This window comes from Meridianimarinicoccus marinus (genome assembly GCF_040689105.1).
GTDB lineage: Bacteria > Pseudomonadota > Alphaproteobacteria > Rhodobacterales > Rhodobacteraceae > Meridianimarinicoccus > Meridianimarinicoccus marinus.
Genome location: NZ_JBFBVU010000012.1, coordinates 75877 through 93187, shown reverse-complemented (window position 1 = coordinate 93187; position 17311 = coordinate 75877). Strand labels below are relative to the sequence as shown.

Here is a 17311-nt window from a genome sequence, read left to right as displayed (position 1 = left end):
AAACAAATATATGTAATTCAGTATGTTAACCCTGTCAGGCCACCAGGGTTTCGGCCTTCTTCAGATCGACCGAGACCAACTGGCTGACCCCTTGCTCGGCCATGGTCACACCGAACAGCCGGTCCATCCGGCTCATGGTCACCGCGTGGTGGGTGATGATCAGGAAACGGGTCTGGGTGCGCCGGGCCATCTCGTCCAGCATGTCGCAGAAGCGGGTGACATTGGCATCGTCCAGCGGCGCGTCGACCTCGTCCAGCACGCAGATCGGCGCCGGGTTGGCCAGGAACACGGCAAAGATCAAGGCCAGCGCGGTCAGGGTCTGCTCGCCGCCCGACAGCAGCGACAGGGTGGACAGTTTCTTGCCCGGCGGCTGGCACAGGATCTCCAGCCCCGCATCCAGCGGATCGTCGCTTTCCACCAGCGCCAGCTTGGCCTCGCCGCCGCCGAACAGATGGGTAAACAGCGTCGCGAACGAGGTGTTGACCTGTTCGAAAGCGGTCAGCAGACGTTCGCGGCCTTCCCGGTTCAGCCCGGCGATGCCGTTGCGCAGCTTGCCGATGGCGGTCTGCAGGTCGATGCGTTCGGCCAGCAGGGTGTCATGCTCCTGCTGCACGTCGCGGGCATCTTCCTCGGCGCGCAGGTTGACGGCGCCAAGGGCGTCGCGGGATCGGCGCAGCCGGGCGATACTGGCCTCGATCTCCTCCGACGGTGGCATCCGTTCGGGGTCGGCTTCCAGGGTTTCCAGCAGTTCCGCCGGGGAAAGATCCGCCTCTTCGCGGATGCGGGCCACGGCGGCTTCCGCGGCCTCGGTGGCCGCCTCGACGCGGGCTTCGGCGCGGGCGCGGGTTTCGCGCGCCTCGCCGGCGGCGCGTTCGGTTGAGCGTTCCAACTCGGCGGCGTCCCGCAGGGCGGTTTCGGCGGCGGCCAGTTGCGCCTGCGCTGTGGACTTGCGTGCGCTGGCCTTGGCAATGCCCTCGGCCAGATCCTCGGCGCGGGCTTCCAGTTCCTCGGGTGCTCCGCGGGCGATCTCAAGCGCGTCTTCGGTCTCTTCGATCCGCTGGGCAAATTCGGCGATCCGGGTTTCGGCATTGGCCAGCCGGGTCTGCCAGGTGGCCATCTCGCGCGAGATCGCGGCCAGCCGGTTCTTGCGGGCCACTGTATCGCGGCGCAATTCGTCCAGCGCGGTGCGGCGCGACATCATGGTGATGCGCGCGGCTTCGACCGTGGTGCGCACGTCCTCGACACGGGCGCGGGCGGCGAAGAGGTCTTCCAGATCCCCGGCCTGACGCTCGGCATCGCGCAACTGGCGGCGGGCGGCTTCGGCGGCTTCCTCGTGCCGCGCCACGGCCAGCGACAGGCTGTCGACCTTGCCGCGCGCCAGGTTGCGGTCGGCCTCGGCGCGGCTTTGGGCGCGGCTGGCGTCGGCCAACCGGCTGTCTGCCGCGCGGCGCGCTTCGCGGGCGGCCTTGTCGGCCAGCGCGGCATCGGACAGCGCCTGCGCCAGATCGGCGTGCACATCGGCGGCGGTTTCGGCCTTGTCCTCGGCCGTCTCCAACGCCGCTTCCAGCGCATCCAGCCGGTTTTGCTGTTCCAGTTGCAGCGCCGCGGCCGAGGGCGCATCCTCGGCCCGCGCGCAATAGCCGTCCCAGCGCCACAGATCGCCGTCAAGCGAAACGAGCCTCTGCCCCGGCAAAAGCTTCGGCAAGATCGCGGGCGCAGCCTCGGCGGTCACCACGCCGATCTGCCCCATCCGGCGTTGCAGAACGCCCGGAACGGTCACATGTTCGCCAAGGGCGGTGACCCCGGTGGGCAAATCCTGCGGGGCGGCATAACCCGGCAGATCGGCCCAGCCGCTGCTCGCCCCTTGCCCCAGGATCGGTGCTTTCAGATCGTCGCCAAGGGCCGCGCCAAAGGCCTTTTCATAGCCGGTCTCGACGCGCACCACGTCCAGCACCTGCGTGCCAGAGCCGGACTCGCGGGCCACCAGACGGTGCAGTGCTGCGACCTCTGCCTGCAACGCCTTGGCCTCGCCCTCGGCCTCGCTGCGCGCGGCGCGGGCCTCGGCTTCGGCGGCTTGCAGGCGGGCGCGTTCGGCGTCGGCGTCCGACAGGGCCTCTTCGGCCTCCGACAGAGCCTCTTCAGCGGCATCCTGATCGGCGCGGGCCTTCACCTCGGCCAACTCCCCGGCCTCGACGGCGGCGCGGGCCTCCTGCACGGCGGCGCGGGCTTTCTCGGTCTCGGCCTCGCTGCGCGACAGGGTGGTGCGGCTGTCGGCCAGCAGACGTTCCACGGCCTGATGCCGGGCTGCCAGTCGGGCGACATCTTCGGTCAGGGCGGTCAGGGCGGATTCGCGTTCGGCCAGAACCTCGGCGGCTTCCTCGGCGGCTTCGCGCGCGGCCTCTATGGCGTCGTCGTGGCCATCACCGGCCTCGGCCAGCGCTTCGCGTTCCTCGGCCAGCCGCGCCAGCGTCTGGGTCGCATCGCCGTTCAGTTCCGCCTCACGCTCCCGGTCGCGGGTCAGCTGGGTCAGGCGGTTGTCCAGCGTCTGGATTTCATCCCGCACGCGGGATTCCTGGGCCTTCAGCGTGTCGCGCTCGACCTCAAGCCGCTGCAGCACCGCCGAAGCGATGGCCGCTTCGTCGCGCAGGGGCGGCAGGGCTTCCTCGGCGGTCTCGCGACGCGCCACCGCCTCGCGGCTGGCCGCCTCGGCGCGGGAGGCATCGACCATCTGCCCGCGCAGCGCCGCGCGCGCCGCTTGCAGCGCCTGATCCGCCTCGCGCCAGCGCCGGTACAGCAACAGCCCCTCGGCAGTGCGCAATTCCAGCCCCAACGCCCGATACCGCGCCGCCTGCCGGGCCTGCCGCGCCAATTGCGCCAACTGTCCGGCCAGTTGTTCGACCACATCCTCGATCCGTTCGAGGTTGGTCTCGGTGGCCCGCAACTTCAACTCGGCCTCGTGCCGCCGCTGGTACAGGCCCGAGATCCCCGCCGCCTCTTCCAGGATCCGCCGCCGCGCCTTGGGCTTGGCGTTGATCAGTTCCGAGATCTGCCCCTGCCGCACCAGCGAGGGCGAATGCGACCCGGTGGACGCATCGGCAAACAGCATCTGCACGTCCCGCGCCCGCACGTCCTTGGAATTGCATTTATAGGCCGAGCCCGCGTCGCGCGTGATGCGGCGGGCGATGTCGATCATGTCGGTGTCGTTGAAAGCCGCAGGCGCCAGCCGTTCGCCGTTGTCGATCGACAGGCTGACCTCGGCAAAGTTGCGGGCCGGGCGCGTGGCGGCGCCGGCGAAGATCACGTCCTCCATGCCGCCGCCGCGCATCGCCGAGGGGCGGGTTTCGCCCATGACCCAGCGCAGGGCTTCCAGCAGGTTCGACTTGCCGCACCCGTTCGGGCCGACAACGCCGGTCAACCCGGCGGCGATCACCAGATCGGTCGGGTCGACAAAGCTCTTGAAGCCGTTGAGTCGGAGCCGGGTAAACTGCACGAAGGTCCGCCTGAAGCCTGATTCTTGATTGCCCCCGATTGTTCGGCCTGTGCGGCCATCTGTCAACGCTCAACCCACGATCTGGTTTCCCGTTCGCGTAAAACACCAACATATTGTTGACGGCACTGCGAAAAACCCTCCCCTATCCGGCGCAACTGCGCGTGCTGGTGTCGCTAACGGACTTGACCCGCATCCCGCCATGCCGGACAAACGCCGGGTGTGGTTCCCTGACGGCGCAAAGCGCCAGGGGATCAAATGGGAATGTGGAACCGGCGACCCAATTGGGGCCGGCTGCCACAGCCGCCCCCGCGACTGTCAGCGGAGAGGGCGCGCCAAGGGCCACTGGGGCAACCCGGGAAGGCGGCGCCGTCCATCGACCCGCGAGCCAGGAGACCTGCCGCACGCAACAGCAACCAAGCCGTCGGGTGGACGGTGAAGAGGGACAAGACATATGCATATCGAACCCGGAATCGTGAACGGCGCCAAGATCGCGCTCAGCTTCGCAACAGCCGCCGGCGCCGCGGGCGTCACCCTGAAACTAGGCTGGGAGGCCCTGCGCAGCGGCGGCCTGACCTCGCTGGTGACGCGCTCGGCCATGGCCACGGCGGCCGTCTTCTCGTTCTTTCAACTGCTGCCGCATTACCCGGTGGGCGTGTCGGAAGTGCACTTCATCCTGGGCTCGACCCTGTTCCTGCTGCTGGGCGCGGCGCCCGCCGCACTTGGCCTGGCCCTGGGCCTGCTGCTGCAAGGGCTGTTCTTCGCCCCGCTCGACCTGCCGCAATACTTCATCAACGTGACCACGCTGCTGGTGCCACTGTTTGCGCTCAAGGCCCTGGCCGCGCGCATCATCGCCCCCGGCACCGCCTATGTGGACCTGAAGTACAGCCAGGCGCTGGCGCTTTCGACGGCCTATCAGGGTGGCGTCGTGGCCTGGGTGGCGTTCTGGGCCTTCTACGGTCAGGGCTTCGGCGCGTTTGCCTCGGTGGCCAGCTTCGGCGCGGCCTACATGCTGGTCGTGGCGATCGAGCCGCTGGTGGATCTGGCGGTTCTGGCCGGCGCGAAATCGCTGCGCGGTCTGGACCGGACCGGCCTGGTGACCCCGCGCCTCTACAACGCCGCCTGACACAGGCACCATCGGTGACAGACCGGGCCGGGGCGACAGCTCCGGCCTTCTGCCATCCGCACCAAGGATTTCCCCATGCCCGCCAAGATCCCCGCAACCGTCGTCACCGGCTTTCTCGGCGCCGGAAAGACCACGCTCATCCGCCACATGCTGGCCCATGCCGAAGGCAAGCGCATCGCCCTAATCATCAATGAATTCGGTGATCTGGGCGTCGATGGCGATATCCTGAAAGGCTGCGGCGACGAGACCTGCCGCGAGGATGACATCATGGAACTGTCCAACGGCTGCATCTGCTGCACCGTGGCCGATGATTTCATCCCGACCATGGAAAAGCTGCTGGCCCGTGAAGACGCCCCCGACCACATCGTCATCGAAACCTCGGGCCTGGCGCTGCCGCAACCGCTGGTGCAGGCCTTCAACTGGCCCGAGATCCGCACCCGCGTCACCGTCGACGGGGTGGTCACCGTGGTCGATGGCAAGGCGGTCTCGGAAGGCCGCTTCGCCCATTCGGTGGCGGCGGTGGATGCGCAACGCAAGCTGGACGAGAACCTCGACCACGAAACCCCGCTGTCAGAGCTGTTCGAAGACCAGATCGCCTGCGCCGACATGATCGTGGTGAACAAATCTGACCTGCTGGACGAGGCCGAGGCCTCGGCCCTGACCGGCAAGCTGAAAGCCGAGGCCCGCGCCGGGGTGCAGGTGATCCGCGCCGCCATGGGCGCGCTGCCCGTCGACGTGCTGCTGGGACAAGGGGCCGGCGCCGAGGATGATCTGGACGCGCGCGGCGCGCCGCACCATCACCACCACGATCATGATGACGAGGATGATCACGACGATCACCACCACCACGACCACGACGACTTCGAAAGCTTCACCGTCACGCGCCCGGAAATCACCGATGCCAAGGCGTTCGCCGAACAGGTCGCGCAGGTCATCCGCGCCCATGACATCCTGCGGCTGAAGGGCTTCGCCGCCGTGACGGGCAAGCCGCTGCGGCTGACCCTGCAAGCGGTGGGGCCGCGCGTCGACAGCTACTTCGACCGCCCCTTCGGTGGTGAAGAGCCGCGCGAAACCCGCCTCGTGGTCATCGGCCAAAGCGGCCTCGACCGCGCCGCCATCGACGCGGCGCTGCGGTCATGAGCCTGCGGGTCGTCCCCGGCACGCCGGAGGCGGCCCGTCCATTGCTGCAGGCCAGCCACGCGCTGATGCAATCGCTGTTTCCGGCCGAGGCCAACCACTACCTGTCGCTCGACGCCCTGCGCGCGCCCGGCATCCATTTCTTTCTGGCCCAAAGCGAACCCAACGCCCCGGTGGGTTGCGTCGCCCTCGCGCACTACCCCGGCTACGGCGAGGTAAAATCCATGTTCGTGGCCGAAACCGCCCGCGGCACCGGCATCGGCGCAGCCCTGCTGGACGCGGTCGAGACCCGCGCCCGCGACCTAGGCCTGCCGCTCCTGCGGCTGGAAACCGGCTCGAAGCTCCATGCCGCTCACCGCTTGTACGACCGCGCGGGCTTCCGCCCCTGTCCGCCCTTCGGCGCCTATACCGACGGCCCCTACAACCCGTTCTTCGAAAAGCACTTGGCTTGAGCCTTTTTCTTGGCCCAAATACTCCTGCCGGAGGCTCCCGCCCCCGCCAAGGGTGCTGCCTCCCGATCTGAAAGTCCCAGCCGATGCACCTTCTTGCTGCCACGCCCGGAAATCTGGATGACGGGGTCGAGCCCGTCGATCTGGGCCAGACCCCCGCCGATCTGGTGGTTCTCAGCGCCGCCGACACCGAACTGGCGGCCCTCAGCGCCGCGCGGGCGGAAAGCGCCGACGCCCCCTCCCTGCGGCTGGCCAACCTGATGCACCTGCGCCACCCGATGTCGGTGGATCTGCACATCCAGACCTGCGCACGTCAGTCGAAACTGGTGGTGGCGCGGGTGCTGGGGGGGCTGGGCTACTGGCGCTATGGGCTGGAGCAATACGCCGCCCATCTGCACGAGGCCGGTGTCGGTTTCGCCGCCCTGCCCGGCGACGACAAGCCCGACGATGATCTGTGGCGCCTGTCCACGGTGCCCCGCGCCGATTGGGAGGCGCTCTGGTCCTATCTGGTCGAAGGCGGGCCCGCGAATGCGACCCATTTCCTCGACTACGCCCAGGCCATGATCGACGGCCGCGAGGAGCGCCCCGAAGCGGCGAAACCCCTGCTGCGTGCAGGGGTGTATTGGCCCGGCGCCGGGATCTCGGACCTCGCGACGGCGCGGCAGAGCTGGTCAGAGGGTGCGCCGGTCGTGCCGGTGATCTTCTACCGGGCGCTGGTGCAGGGGGCCGGGCTGCATCCGATCAACCGGTTGATCCGGTCGCTGGCGCGGCGCGGGCTGAACCCGCTGCCCATCTTCGTGGCTTCGCTGAAGGATCCGGTCAGCGTGGCGACGCTGGAGCAGCTGTTCCACGCCGCCCCGCCGGACGTGATCCTGAACGGCACGGCCTTCGCGGTGGGCAGCCCGCAGGCAGGGGAGGCCGGCGCGGGGGCATCGAACCCCCTTACCGGCCCCGCCGCGCAGGGCGCGCCGGTGTTCCAGGTGGTGCTGTCCAGCGCCTGCGAGGACAGCTGGGAACAGGGGCTTGCCGGTCTGGGACCGCGCGACATCGCCATGAACGTGGCCCTGCCGGAAGTGGACGGGCGGGTGCTGTCGCGCGCCATCAGCTTCAAGGGCGAGGCGTTTTTCGACGACGCCACCGAGTGCCCCATCGCCACCTATCGAGCGCGCGGCGACCGGGTGGAATTCGTGGCCGATCTGGCGGCCAACTGGGCACGGCTGCGTGCGGCGCCGCCCGCCGACCGGCAGGTGGCGCTGGTGCTGGCCAACTATCCCAACAAGGACGGGCGGCTGGCCAATGGCGTCGGGCTGGACACCCCGGCGGCAACCGTTCACGTGCTGCGCCTGCTCGCCGAGGCTGGCTATGACGTGCAGGACGCGCCCGGCGATTCCGATGCGCTGATGCAGGCCATTCTGCAGGGGCCGACCAACTGGCTGGCCGACCGTGCCGCGCGGGACGGCGGCGAGCGGCTGTCACTGGAGGCGTATCACACTGCCTATGACGCCCTGCCGCTGGCCGTGCGGCAACGGATCGAAGAGCGCTGGGGCGCCCCCAAGTCCGATCCGTTTCTGGGCCCCAACGGCTTTGCCCTGTCGATCCTGCGGTTCGGCAAGGTGACCGTCGGCATCCAACCCGCGCGTGGCTACAACATCGACCCGGAAGAGACCTATCACAGCCCCGACCTGGTGCCGCCGCACAACTACCTGGCGTTTTACTTCTGGCTGCGCCAGCACCTCGGCGCACAAGCCATCGTCCATATGGGCAAACACGGCAACCTGGAGTGGCTGCCGGGCAAGGCGCTGGCTCTGTCCGAAGACTGCCTGCCCGAGGCCGTACTGGGGCCGATGCCGCACATCTACCCGTTCATCGTCAACGATCCCGGCGAGGGCACGCAGGCCAAGCGGCGCGCGCAAGCGGTGATCATCGATCACCTGACGCCCCCGCTGACTCGCGCCGAAAGCTATGGCCCCTTGCGCGACCTTGAGGCACTGGTGGACGAGTACTACGAAGCCGCGGGCGTCGATCCGCGCCGCATTGACCATCTGCGCCGCGAGATCGTCTCGCTGTGTTCCGCCACCGGGCTGGGGCAGGACGCCGGGATGACCGGCGAGGATGAGGATCGCGATCTGGCCAAGCTGGATGCCTGGCTGTGCGAGTTGAAAGAGGCGCAGATCCGCGACGGTCTGCACATTTTCGGGCAGGCCCCGGAAGGGCGGCTGCATCGTGATCTTGTGCAAGCCTTGCTGCGCCTGCCGCGCGGCGATGGTGTTGGGAAAAACGCATCTCTGCCGCGGGCGCTGGCGGGAGATTTCGGCATGGATTGCGATCCGCTGGATTGCGATATGGCCGCGCCCTGGGACGGCCCCCGCCCCGCCGCACTGACGGAACTAGTCGATGCCCGCTGGCGCAGCCACGGCGACACGGTCGAGCGGTTGGAGCTGTTTTCGGCGGCCCTGCTGGACGGGACGGCGCAAGCCCCCGGCCCGGCCAGTGCTGCGGTTCTGGCCGAGGCGCATGAACGTGTTGCGCCCATGGTGTCTGCCTGCGGCCCGGCGGAGGGGGCGGGGCTCCTCACCGCCCTTTCAGGGCACTTCGTCGCCCCGGGCCCGTCGGGCGCGCCGACGCGCGGGCGGCTGGACGTGTTGCCCACGGGACGGAACTTCTTCTCGGTGGACAGCCGCGCGGTGCCCACCCCCACCGCCTGGGCGCTGGGATGGAAATCGGCCAACCTGTTGATCGAGCGGCATTTGCAGGATCACGGCGACTGGCCGCGCAGCCTGCTGCTGACCGCCTGGGGCACCGCCAACATGCGCACGGGGGGCGATGACATCGCCCAGGCACTGGCCCTGATGGGCGTCAAGCCGCGCTGGGACAGTGCCAACCGCCGCGTCACCGGCTTCGAGATCATCCCGCACACCGCGCTGGGGCGGCCGCGCGTGGATGTCACCCTGCGGGTCTCGGGCTTCTTCCGCGATGCCTTCCCGCAGCAAATCGACCTTGTGGACAGCGCCGCCCGCGCGGTCATGGCGCTGGACGAACCTGACGACATCAACCCTGCCGCCCTCCGCGCGCACAGGGAAGGCCCCGGATCCGAGTTCCGGGTCTTCGGGTCCAAGCCCGGAGCTTATGGGGCCGGGCTGCAGGCGATGATCGACGAACGGCTGTGGAAGGATCCCGGCGATCTGGCCGAGGCCTATCTGACCTGGGGTTCCTATGCCTATGGCAAGGGCGCCGAGGGCACCCCAGCACGCGCCGCACTTGAAACCCGCCTGTCCCAGACCGAGGCCATCGTGCAGAACCAGGACAACCGCGAGCACGACCTGCTGGACAGCGACGATTACTATCAGTTCGAGGGCGGCGCGGCGGCGGCGGTGGCGCATCTGCAAGGAGTGCAGCGCCCGGTCTATCACAACGATCATTCCCGTCCCGAGCGCCCCGTCATCCGCACTCTGGATGAGGAAATCGCCCGCGTCGTGCGGTCGCGCGTGGTCAATCCAAAGTGGATCGAGGGGGTCAAGCGGCACGGCTACAAGGGGGCCTTCGAGATTGCGGCCACTGTGGACTACATGTTCGCCTTTGCCGCCACCACCGGTGCCGTGAAAGGGCATCACTTCGATGCTGTCGAGGCCGCCTTCCTGGAAGATGACGCCACCCGCAGCTTCATCGCGGACCACAACGCCCCGGCTCTGCGCGAGATCGCCGACCGCTTGCAGGAGGCCATCGACCGGGGTCTTTGGCTACCAAGATCGAACTCGGCCCGCGCGCGAATCGAGGCGTTGCGCGGCGGCGCGGCGGGCTAGCCGGCCAGCGCGTCGCGCTTGTCCTTCAGGAACTTGTCGGCCTGATCGGTGACCAGCGACACCCAGATCGGGAAATGGTCCGACAACTGGTTCTTGCGCCATGGATGGCGGAAATAGCGCGCCAGTGCAGTGTCATCCCCGGCCAGATCCCGCGACCCGCCGTATTGCGCCAGCATCGTCGGGCGATAGGCGCGCAGGTCGGACTCGCGATAGACCGCATCGAACGGATCCAGCACGTCGCCGCGTTCCAGCCCGTTTGCGGCCTCTTCCATCTGGAAGTAAGTGTTATGGGTGAAGAACATGCGATCGTAGGCCTGCGAGCGCGACACGTTGGTGCGTTTGCCCTGTAGCCCAGAACACTCGCGGTAGCCTGCGTCGGCCAGCGCCTGCAGCGCGGGCTGATCGTCATCCTCATAAAGGTTCCAATCGCCGACGAGAATCAGGTTGTCGGACCAGACCTCGCGCCGCTTGGCCTTCAGGGCTTTCAGCAGCAACCGGATTTCCTCTCCCCGCAGCGCTACATCGTCGGCATCGTCGCCGGGATGCAGGTGCAGGTTGACCATGGCGAATTCCTTCCAGCCGGCGCGGAACCCGGTGACATACGGCGCGCGTTTCAACTGGCGCAGGCCCAGCGGGCTGTCGCGGGTGATCTCGTCCCACAGGGATATTTCGCCCGCCAGCCCGGACAGCTGCACCCGCCCGGCGTTGAAGATATAGGCCGACCGCTCGCTGTTGCCGCTGGCCCCGTCGGTGATGTCATTGACCAGATAGCGCCAGCCCGGCCCCAGCAGGCGCATCACCAGATGCAGGTCGGTGAGGGTCGATTTCACCTCCTGCACGGCGATCAGGTCAAAGGCGCCGAGGATCTCGGCGATGTAGAAATAGGCTTCCGGCAAGCGTTGGGTCGTGTGGCCGAACTCCTTGATGTTCCAGCTGGCGACCAGCAGGTTGCCTTCGGTCTTGCGCGGCGCCACCGTCGCATTCAACACCGCGCGCAAACGCAGCAGTCCGTCGCTGCAACGCGCCCGTTCGGGAACGGTCATGCCCGGAAACACCCGTTCATAATCGCGGTCGACGAAATCCGCATCCGGGCGCAGGTCGTGATAGGACGGCATGGGCCTCTCCCCCGTGGTAACAGCTTAGGGGCGAGATTAGCACGGTCCCGCCGCGAGGGGCCGGTTATTGCCGGTCATCGAAGGTCCACACCGGGAGCAATCGGGCAGGGGCGTCTTCGCCACAGGTCAGCATCGCTTCGGCCAGCACCGCATCGCCATAAAGCGTGCCGTCGCGCACCTTGCAGCCCGAGGCCCGTTCCATCGCCTGTTTTGACAGGACCAGCATGGCGGACCGCGACGCCACCGCCGGGCTGGCCCGGACAACTTCGGCACGCTGGTCGGTGTGGCGCACCACGAAGTCATGGCCACCGATGGCAAGCCGCGTTGTGTCGGCCCCCAACATCGGAAGACTGGCAGTGGTGCAGCCATAAGCAAAATAGCTGACGACAAGGAGAAGAGCCCGGTACATGCGCGCAGCTTTGACCGATGCGGGTTAAGCCCGGGTGAAGGCGCGGGGTTGCAATTCGTGTCGGAATCACTATTCATATTCTTAAATACGAATACGAAAGGAACGACTCATGTCCTCCCGTACCCTGCCTGCCGCGGCACAGGCCTATTCCCCGCTCTACTTCCTTGCCTCGCTGGGGGCCGGCGGCCTGACCGTCACCTTCTTCATGTGGCTGATGTTCTGGGTGCCGCATCCCGGCAAGCCGGTGCCCGTCTTCGAAGACATCATGGCCGCCTTTGCCACCGGCGGCACCGGCATGCAGGGGATGATCATCCTTGCCATGGCCGGGATCGCCGTCTTCTTCTTCCTCAACATCAAGGCGCTGGTGTGGAACCTGAACCATCTGCGCGGCTTCGTCCGGGCCGAGGGCTACGCGGCCTTCCGGGCCTCGAACGCCGAAACCCAGATGATGGCGATGCCGCTGGCGCTGGCCATGGCGGTCAACGGGGCCTTCATCGCCGGGCTGGTCTTCGTGCCGGGCTTGTGGTCGATCACTGAATACCTGTTCCCGCTGGCGATGATCGCCTTTCTCGCCATCGGCTGGATGGCCTTCCGGCATCTGGGCGCCTTCCTGGGCCGGGTCATCGGCAAGGGCGGGTTCGATCATGGCGCCAACAACTCCTTCGCGCAGAAACTGCCCGCCTTCGCACTGGCGATGGTCGGTGTCGGCATGGCTGCGCCCGCGGCGATGTCCGCCAATCCTCTGACCGTGGGCGCCAGCCTGGTCCTGTCGACCTTCTTCCTGATGGCCGCCGGCGTCATCGCGGCGATCGCGCTCGTCATGGGGATCCAGGCGATGCTGGAAAAGGGCGTCGCCCCCGAGGCCGCTCCGACCTTGATGATCATTATCCCCCTCCTGACGGTTCTGGGCATCCTGATGCTGCGGCAGGATCACGGGCTGCACACCACGTTCGAGGTTCATGGCAGCGCAGGGGAAACCCTTGTGATGCTGTCGCGCATCCTGTCGGTGCAGGGGCTGTTCGCGCTCTTCGGCCTGTTCGTGCTGGCGCGCATCGGCTATTGGTCGCGGTTCGTCTTCGGTCAGAGCACCTCGGCAGGGGCCTATGCGCTGGTCTGCCCCGGTGTCGGCCTGTCGGTCATGATGCACTTCTGGCTGAACAAGGGGCTGGTGGCCGCTGGTCTGGTGGCCAAGTTCGGCGCGGCCTACTGGGCGATCTCGGGTGTTGCCGTGGGCCTGCAACTGGCGATGGTGGCGCTGGTGGTCTACCTGAACCGCCGTCACTTCCGCGCTGATCCGATGCCGCTGGCGCAGCCCGCCGCGTAACAAGCCAGACTTCCGGTGTCCCCGTGGGCCCGCAGCCTTGCCCGGCTGCGGGCCTTGGCTTGTGTTCCGGGCCACGGTCCCTAGTCTGGCACGACGTCCTTTCAACAGGTTTCCCGATGATACACGCCCTGGCCATCCTCCTGTCCTGCCAACTGGCCGGCGAAGTCACCGCACGGGCGATCGGCGTGCCGGTGCCCGGCCCGGTTCTGGGAATGATCTTTCTGACGATCCTGCTACTGACCATCCCTCAACTCGGCAGGATCGTGCAGGATCTGGCGCAGGGGCTGCTGAACCACCTGTCGCTGCTGTTCGTGCCCGCTGGCGTTGGCGTCGTGGCGCATCTGGACCGGCTGGGCCCGGACGGCCCGGCCCTGCTGGCGGCACTGGTGGTCTCGACCGTGGCCGGGCTGAGCGCCGGGGCGCTGGCCTTCGCAGGCATGCTGAAACTGCTGCGCAATACCGATGAGGCCCCCCATGCCGGTAACTGACATCTGGATCTACCTGCTGGAAGGGCCGCTGGTCTGGCTGACCCTGACGATCCTCGCCTATCTGGTGGGCGACGCGCTGTTCAAGGCCTCGGGACGCAAGGCCACCGTCAACCCGGTGCTGATCGCGATCATCCTGCTGTCGGGGCTGCTGCTGGCCACGGACACGCCCTATGGCACCTATTTCGAAGGCGCGCAGTTCGTCCATTTCCTGCTGGGGCCTGCCACGGTCTCGCTGGCGCTGCCGCTGTACTGGAACCGCCGTCACATCCTGCGCACGGCGCTGCCGATGGTCGCCGCCCTGCTGGCGGGATCGCTGGTGTCGATGCTGACGGCGCTGGGGGTGGGCTGGCTGCTGGGCCTGCAAGGGGTCTCGTTGCTGTCGCTGGGCCCGAAAGCCGCCACCAGCCCCATCGCCATCGGCGTGGCCGAGAAGATCGGCGCCGCACCCTCGCTGACCGCAGCACTGGTGATCCTGACCGGCATTCTGGGCGCGGTCATCGTCACGCCGCTGTATGACGCGCTCGGGGTGAAGGACTACCGTGCGCGCGGGTTCGCCACCGGCGTCTCGGCCAGCGGCATCGGTACGGCGCGGGCATTGCAGGTGCACCCGACCGCCGGCGCCTTCGCCGGGATCGGCATGGGCATGAACGCCGTGTTCACCGCGCTGGCCGCGCCCTATATCATCGGCTGGCTGTTTCCCTGACCCGCCCGCGTAACGGCAGTAGACGCCACCGCGGGCGCGGGTATTCTGCCCCGTGACACCCGGCCTGCCCAACACCCTGACCCGAGGATCCCATGACCGACACCCCCCCGAAGGACGATCTGGCCCGCCACGCCGCCAAGATGGCCAAGAAAAAGGCCGCCCGTGACAAGATCATGGCCACCAAGTCCGACCAGAAGGGGCTGATCATCGTCCACACCGGCAAGGGCAAGGGCAAAAGCTCGGCCGCCTTCGGGATGATCTTCCGCTGCATCGCCCACCAGATGCCCTGCGCCGTGGTGCAGTTCATCAAGGGCGGCATGTCCACCGGCGAGCGCGACCTGATCCTGTCCAGGTTCCAGGACATCTGCCAGTTCCACACCATGGGCGAGGGCTTCACCTGGGAAACCCAGGACAAGGCCCGCGACATGGAGATGGCGCAAGCCGCCTGGGAAAAGGCCAAGGAGTTGATCCGCGACCCGGCCAACAAAATGGTCCTGCTGGACGAGATCAACATCGCCCTGCGCTATGACTATCTGGATGTCGAGGAGGTCGTGACTTTCCTGCAATCCGAAAAGCCCGAGATGACCCATGTGGTTCTGACCGGCCGCAACGCCAAGGAGCCGCTGATCGAGGCCGCCGATCTGGTCACAGAGATGGAACTGGTCAAGCATCCCTTCCGGGCCGGGATCAAGGCCCAGATCGGGGTCGAATACTGATGCCACGCCAGCGCCTGCTGACCGAATACGGCATGGGCACCTCGCTGCGCCGTCAGGATTATACCAAGGCCGCCGTCCGCGCCCTGCGCAACGCCCTGTGGCACAATTCGATCAACCTGGCCGAGCTTCTGGGCCGCCCCAAGGATGACATGCTGATCGACGTCCACGTCGGCGTGCAGGCGCCTCAAGCCGTGGACAAGGCCGCGCTGATCGCGGTCTTTCCCTATGGCCAGCCGACCGTGACGATCACCCACGGCGGGTTGGACATCCCCCGCGACGACGGCGGCAAGCCCACGGTCATCGCCAATGCGGCCATTTCCGTTTCTTTCGACATGGCCTCGGGCGCATGACCGACCAGCGCGCGATCATCAAGATGGGCATGGGAACCGGCAAAACCATCGACGAGGCCGTGGCCCACGGCCTGCTGGACGCCGCAAGCCACTCAACCCTGCAGTTTCTGGACAAGCTGACCGAGGCCCGGCAGCGCCTGCGCATCAAGGTTTCGCTGGGCGTCAGCGACCCTGCGCAGGTCGATGCACCGGCGGTTGCGGCCCAGTTTTCCCCGGCACCCACCGAGGTTATCGTGGCCAAAGGCGGGCTGACCAGCACCGACCCCGAAACCGGCAGCACCGTTCAGATCGCCGCCGTGGCGGTCGAGGTCTTCCTGCCCCCCATGTCCTCATCAACCCCGTGAAGGTCTGCGCGGCCTTGCTGGCGGGACTGACACTTGCCGCCTGCCCCGCCACGGCCGAGCGCTGGACCGGCCGTATCGCGACCTACTACTGGCAGACCGGTCTGGCGGTGGACAGCACCCTGCAAGGCGCGCCGGTCGAGGACTACGAAGGCCCGTTCTCGGAAATCGGCTGGTACGCCCTGCCGTTGGTGGGCGAGTTGCGCTACGGCCGCCACAGCTTCTGGGCCGAGTTCATCGGGGTCAGCATTTCGGACGCGGCCGGTCCCTACTTCGGCATTCTGGACCCGGACATGCGCCTTTACGGCGCCATGTCCGCGCTGGCCTATGGCTATGCGTTCCACAACAGCCCGACCGCGCGGGCCGAGCTTGTTGCCGGCGCCCGGTACTGGGATGTCAATTTCGAAATGGACCTCGGGCCACTGGGCCGGTTGAAGGCTTCGGAACGCGACACGGTGCCCTTTGTCGGGGTCTACGGCGAAGCGGCACTGTCGGACCGCTGGCAGCTTGCCGGAACGCTCACGGCAGGGGGCTACAGCGCGGGCGCAATCGACACCCAGTTCGACCTGCGCCTTGACGCGCGCTACCGGCTCAGCGGCGGATTCTGGGCCACGGCAGGCTACCGCCACCTGCAAGTGGGGTTCGACGACCCCGCGTTCTCGGAACTGCGCATCTTCGGTCCCACCCTCGGACTGGAGTGGCATTTCTAGGCGCACCCACAGTCGCGCCCCGACCGGGGCGCGACTGCCCGGCCCAACGCCGGGCAAGGGCAATGCCCGCCGGTCCGGGGGCGGGAGATTCCCCGGCCCCTGATCCTAAAGGTTGTCCGACACCCGGAACCCCTCGGGGATCGCATCCACGCCCTCAAGGATCAGATCGGCCATGACCTGCCCGACCTTCGGCGCCACGCCGAAGCCGATCTTGAAACCGCCATTGGCGATGAAGGACGCCGGCCGGATCGGATGCGCCCCCAGCATCGGCGCCCGGCTGCGCGCCCGTGGCCGCACCCCGGCCCAGCGGGCCAGAACCGGCACGCCGTTCAGCACCGGACAGACCCGAATGGCCGTTTCCAGCACCGCGTCCAGTTGCGCATCCGTGGTGGTGGCCGCGTCAAACTCCCGCTCGCTGGTCGAGCCTACCGCCACGGTCCCGTCGCCATGCGGCACGACATGCACACCCTCGGCGAAGATCTGCGGCGCGCCGGCGCGATCCAGATCCAGCAGCGCCCCTTGCCCTTTCACGCCGCTGCCGACCGGAACGCCCAGTTCCTGCGACAGGTCCAGCAGACCGGTGTACCCGGTGGCCAGCACCGTCACATCCTGCCCTACCGGGGCGGCTTCCGTGATCTCGCCGCCCAGCGCCACGATGGCCGCCGCCAGCGCCGCGCAGCCCTGACGCGGATGCAACCGCGCGCTCAGCGTGTCGCGGATCAACAGCCCGGTCGCGGACCGCGGCGCCCAAGCGCCGGCCAGATCGGCCTCGATCACCTCCCAGACCGCCTTGCCCTGCCACAAGGCTGCCGCCGTCTCCTGCCGCATCCGGGCCAATTGCACCGCGCGGGCATCGGCCAGAGGCTGCAACCGCCCGACGCGGCCATAGCCCGGATCGCGCCCGCTCAACCGCGCCACGTCGTCCCAGAACGGCGCCGCCATTATCAGGCTTTCGAACTGGAATGCCTTCTTGGGATTCCAGTTCTCGGGCGTATGCGGCGACAGGGCGCCCACCAGGCCGCCACTGGCCCCGGCACCAACTCCGCCGGGATCGACCACGGTCACGCGCGCACCCTTCTTCAGGCAGAAATACGCCACCGACAGCCCGAAGATCCCGGCCCCGTGAATGGTGATACTGGCAATGGTCATCGGCACG

At 67.7% G+C, this 17311-nt stretch carries 15 protein-coding genes and 1 riboswitch; of the genes, 11 read left to right on the top strand and 4 right to left on the bottom strand.

Translation table 11 applies throughout. The features are described 5' to 3' along the window. Window positions 1–34: 34 nt before the first annotated feature. Complete coding sequence (locus AB0T83_RS11365) at window positions 35–3490, bottom strand: chromosome segregation SMC family protein (RefSeq protein ID WP_366193161.1); 3456 nt, start codon at window positions 3488–3490, stop codon at window positions 35–37. Between the two features lie 203 nt (window positions 3491–3693). Then, a riboswitch (cobalamin riboswitch) is annotated at window positions 3694–3906 on the top strand. A gap of 35 nt (window positions 3907–3941) precedes the next feature. On the opposite strand from AB0T83_RS11365, the gene AB0T83_RS11360 reads away from it, so the two are divergent. From AB0T83_RS11360 to cobN, 4 genes are all read left to right on the top strand, one after another. Beyond that, the gene (locus tag AB0T83_RS11360; RefSeq protein ID WP_366193160.1) at window positions 3942–4613 is read left to right on the top strand and encodes an energy-coupling factor ABC transporter permease; all 672 of its coding nucleotides are present in this window, start codon (window positions 3942–3944) and stop codon (window positions 4611–4613) included. A 75-nt stretch (window positions 4614–4688) separates the two neighbouring features. Then, entirely contained in the window at window positions 4689–5753 is a 1065-nt protein-coding gene (gene cobW, locus AB0T83_RS11355; RefSeq protein ID WP_366193159.1) for a cobalamin biosynthesis protein CobW, read from the top strand. Then, window positions 5750–6202: a GNAT family N-acetyltransferase gene (locus tag AB0T83_RS11350; protein ID WP_366193158.1), complete on the top strand. Its 453-nt coding sequence runs from the start codon at window positions 5750–5752 to the stop codon at window positions 6200–6202. The genes cobW and AB0T83_RS11350 overlap by 4 nt, the downstream gene beginning before the upstream one ends. Window positions 6203–6285: 83 nt before the next feature. After that, window positions 6286–9999: a cobaltochelatase subunit CobN gene (gene cobN, locus AB0T83_RS11345; protein WP_366193157.1), complete on the top strand. Its 3714-nt coding sequence runs from the start codon at window positions 6286–6288 to the stop codon at window positions 9997–9999. Here the strand turns inward: cobN and AB0T83_RS11340 are convergent. Further along, the gene (locus AB0T83_RS11340) at window positions 9996–11114 is read right to left on the bottom strand and encodes an endonuclease/exonuclease/phosphatase family protein (protein ID WP_366193156.1); all 1119 of its coding nucleotides are present in this window, start codon (window positions 11112–11114) and stop codon (window positions 9996–9998) included. The genes cobN and AB0T83_RS11340 overlap by 4 nt on opposite strands. Window positions 11115–11178: 64 nt before the next feature. Next, window positions 11179–11523 carry a hypothetical protein gene (locus AB0T83_RS11335; protein WP_366193155.1) on the bottom strand — a complete coding sequence of 115 codons (345 nt, stop codon included), beginning with the start codon at window positions 11521–11523 and terminating at the stop codon, window positions 11179–11181. A gap of 109 nt (window positions 11524–11632) precedes the next feature. Between AB0T83_RS11335 and AB0T83_RS11330 the strand changes: the two genes are divergently transcribed. From AB0T83_RS11330 to AB0T83_RS11300, 7 genes are all read left to right on the top strand, one after another. Beyond that, a complete protein-coding gene (locus tag AB0T83_RS11330; protein WP_366193154.1) occupies window positions 11633–12847 on the top strand; it encodes a TsoY family (seleno)protein in 1215 nt (404 codons plus the stop codon). A gap of 116 nt (window positions 12848–12963) precedes the next feature. Next, a complete protein-coding gene (locus AB0T83_RS11325; RefSeq protein ID WP_366193153.1) occupies window positions 12964–13335 on the top strand; it encodes a CidA/LrgA family protein in 372 nt (123 codons plus the stop codon). Further along, window positions 13322–14038, top strand: coding sequence for an LrgB family protein (locus tag AB0T83_RS11320; protein WP_366193152.1), 717 nt, complete (start codon window positions 13322–13324; stop codon window positions 14036–14038). Before AB0T83_RS11325 ends, AB0T83_RS11320 begins: the two co-directional genes overlap by 14 nt. A 92-nt stretch (window positions 14039–14130) precedes the next feature. After that, the gene (gene cobO, locus AB0T83_RS11315; protein ID WP_366193151.1) at window positions 14131–14754 is read left to right on the top strand and encodes a cob(I)yrinic acid a,c-diamide adenosyltransferase; all 624 of its coding nucleotides are present in this window, start codon (window positions 14131–14133) and stop codon (window positions 14752–14754) included. After that, window positions 14754–15104 carry a Lin0512 family protein gene (locus AB0T83_RS11310; RefSeq protein WP_366193150.1) on the top strand — a complete coding sequence of 117 codons (351 nt, stop codon included), beginning with the start codon at window positions 14754–14756 and terminating at the stop codon, window positions 15102–15104. The genes cobO and AB0T83_RS11310 overlap by 1 nt, the downstream gene beginning before the upstream one ends. Further along, window positions 15101–15448: a Lin0512 family protein gene (locus AB0T83_RS11305; RefSeq protein WP_366193149.1), complete on the top strand. Its 348-nt coding sequence runs from the start codon at window positions 15101–15103 to the stop codon at window positions 15446–15448. The genes AB0T83_RS11310 and AB0T83_RS11305 overlap by 4 nt, the downstream gene beginning before the upstream one ends. Next, window positions 15445–16155 (top strand): hypothetical protein, encoded by a 711-nt coding sequence (locus AB0T83_RS11300; RefSeq protein WP_366193148.1) that lies wholly within the window; start codon window positions 15445–15447, stop codon window positions 16153–16155. Before AB0T83_RS11305 ends, AB0T83_RS11300 begins: the two co-directional genes overlap by 4 nt. Window positions 16156–16260: 105 nt before the next feature. Here the strand turns inward: AB0T83_RS11300 and AB0T83_RS11295 are convergent, their stop codons facing one another. After that, window positions 16261–17304 (bottom strand): NAD(P)/FAD-dependent oxidoreductase, encoded by a 1044-nt coding sequence (locus AB0T83_RS11295; RefSeq protein ID WP_366193147.1) that lies wholly within the window; start codon window positions 17302–17304, stop codon window positions 16261–16263. Between the last annotated feature and the right edge of the window lie 7 nt (window positions 17305–17311).